Origin of the sequence: Kitasatospora sp. MAP5-34 (genome assembly GCF_029894335.1) — a bacterium.
GTDB lineage: Bacteria > Actinomycetota > Actinomycetes > Streptomycetales > Streptomycetaceae > Kitasatospora.
Genome location: NZ_JARXZC010000096.1, coordinates 1 through 2,271, shown reverse-complemented (window position 1 = coordinate 2,271; position 2,271 = coordinate 1). Strand labels below are relative to the sequence as shown.

The 2,271-nt window shown below is 66.2% G+C and carries 1 pseudogene; it reads right to left on the bottom strand.

Annotated elements, in window-relative coordinates:
• A pseudogene (locus P3T29_RS32505) lies at positions 1–2,170 on the bottom strand (hypothetical protein); the annotation flags it as partial.
• Between the last annotated feature and the right edge of the window lie 101 nt (positions 2,171–2,271).

The following is a 2,271-nucleotide window of genomic DNA, read 5'->3' as shown; positions in this document are numbered from 1 at the left end:
CCGCAGACTCCCGCCCACGGCCAGCACGAGCACCCCGGAGAACAGTCACACCAGCCCCTCTGACCAGCACGTTCGAAGATGGCGACGCTTCATTGGTGATCGAGGTGATCCGGTAGCGGAACATGCCCGGGTAGGTCGTGGTGTCGACCCGGTTCTCCAACGCAGATCCTGCGAAGCTCACGGCCGGTTCCGGGAGCGAGGAGGCGGAGCCGCCTGCGGTGGTGTCGTTCCCGGTGTGCAGCACCGATGCCAGCCACAGTGTCGCGCTGGTCGCATCCCCGGTGTTGGGCTCGGTGTGGGTGAACGCGTAGGAGTCCACGGTCGCATACGAGCTGGACGCCGTTGAGTACTGCTTCGTGGTGATGCCGGTCAGGCGGGCGGTGGAGAAGAACGAAGGCGCGTATGCGTTGCAGGTCGCGCCCTGTGCGCAGATCAGGTCGTATGGGACATCTGGGTAGTTGGAGGCGTTGGAGGATGTCTCCCCGGTTCCGCAGTTGGTGGTGGACACGCACCGCAGCCCGGGGGTGTACACGATCGTGTCAGGGGCGGTGCCGTACGGGCCGGTGGCAGTGGTGAAGCCGTAGTCGATGTGTGAGAGGTACGAGTCGCGCACGTACTGGACTGCCGACGCGCCGTTGTATGCGCCGTAGTAGTTGGTGTCCTGCGTGTAGTAGTAGGCCATCGCGGCGGCGGTGACGGTGGTGACGTAGTCGAGGTGCCACCGGTAGGCCATCGTGCAGTACGAGTTGGCCGGGGTCGCGTTGTAGCACGGGTCGGTCGAGTGGGCGGCGTATACCCGCTCGTAATCCACCGAGTTGGTGGTGGCCTTGCCGGATGACCAGCCGGGCAGTTGGTTGCGTCCGAAGTAGTACGCGGTGCCGTTGCGCTCGGTGATCACCCAGTAGTCGGTGTTGTAGGTGCCCGACCCGTTGGAGGAGTTGGTCACGTGGGACACGGTGGCGCCGCTGTCGTCGGCCAGCCGATACGTGGAGCTGGAGGAGTCGTAGACGACGAACGTGGACGATCCGTTGAGCGAGAGGCTGAGGATCTGGCCGTCATAGCATTCGTCCGGGGTGGTCACCGAGCCCGCGCTGCCCTCCGGGCTGTCAGCACAGGGTACGAAGCTCTGTGTGATGGAGGAGTCCTGGGTCGTCCAGCCGTCGCCCACCCACGAGGCTTGGGCTTGGGTGTTCGCGGTCTTCCCGTCCACGCTTCCCGAGTCGTAGGACAGCGAGGCATCCGGCGCGAGCGACGTCGTGGACCCGGGTGCCTGCACCTTGTAGGTGTAGGTGAAGTCTCCCGAAGAACCGCTCTGGGACCAGGAGCCCGAGGGAGACAGCCCGGTGGAGGCATAGGTGCCGCCGCCACCGCCCTCCTGCCCGGTGGAATCGGTGGCAGCCAGCACCGTCGCCGAACCCGCAGTAGAGGCGCTCTGCGCGAGCAACGGCCCGGATTGGCCAGCTTCCTTGTACACGGCGGAGGTCACCCTGCTCGCCGCATCACGGGCCGACGCGAAGGACGTGTCCGCGGCATTCGTCACGGCCGCGGAGCCGAGGGCCACCACAGAGGAAACGGCGCCAGTTTTGGGGTCGTTCGTAGAGGTCAGCGGTGTCTGCACCCGGCACCGGGCCAGCTCCGGCGTTGTCAGTGCACAAGCCGGCAGCTGCACCAGGCGGAGCCGCGAGGCGTAGTTGCCGCCGATTGCCTGGCTGAACGCACCGTAGTCCAGGCCGACACGGACACTTCCCGCACCCTGGACGCCAGTACCTGTGTCCGTTAGTGACCACACCACCCCGGAGACACCGAGCTTCGTGGCCAGGTCGTGGGACGTTACCGAGACTCCCAGCGACGTCGGGCCCGCGTAGGAACCCTGCTGGGAAGCGATCGTCTGCGCCCACACCGGAGTTCCCGCTGCTGCCGCCTTCACACCTGTGCCGGAGGGCGCGGGGCTCGGCGCTGCCAGATGCAGAGTGCCGGAGGAAGCTGACGGCCATGCGGTCTTGGTGGGTGTGAAGGAACGGGCGGTGGCGCCAGAGATGTTCACACCCTTGTGCGGCACGCCGGTCAGGCCGGTCACCGACTTCCCGAGGTCGACCTTGACGTGGGAAGGCGCTACCTGACTTGTCGGCAGGGCGTTCGCGGCCGTGCTGAATGCCAGACCGATTCCCATGCACCAACCTCGGATATTCAGCGCCAGTGGCTCGCGCGGTGACGTGATCAAGGAAGGGTGCTCCCGGCCTGCGAGGATGTGAGTGTCGAGTTCACGTTCAG